General features: G+C 38.8%; 1 protein-coding gene. It reads right to left on the minus strand.

Going from position 1 to position 232, the window contains the following annotated elements; all coding sequences use genetic code 11:
- Positions 1-190 (minus strand): hypothetical protein (locus SB753_RS41980; RefSeq protein ID WP_410805808.1); only part of this gene is annotated, 190 nt, incomplete at its 3' end.
- Positions 191-232: the final 42 nt, after the last annotated feature.

Genomic DNA, 232 nt, shown 5'->3' on the forward strand with positions numbered 1-232 from the left:
CTAGAAAGACGAGTATCATTGCCATCTTCTTCATGTAGCTTGACCTATCAAATACAACGCCTTGTTCTTCCCTCGTCCTTGCTTCTTCATCAAAATGCCACTTAATAGCAAAGTAGCCTCCAATACCTAATACAATAAGCTTAAAAGCTCCAGCAAAGTACGGAAAGAAGTTACCCCAACTCCCGCTCATTATCTATCCTCATCAAATTAAATATCGAATTTACGGTATCAT

Origin of the sequence: Paraburkholderia sp. SIMBA_053, from assembly GCF_046534895.1 — a bacterium.
Classification (GTDB): domain Bacteria; phylum Pseudomonadota; class Gammaproteobacteria; order Burkholderiales; family Burkholderiaceae; genus Paraburkholderia; species Paraburkholderia caledonica.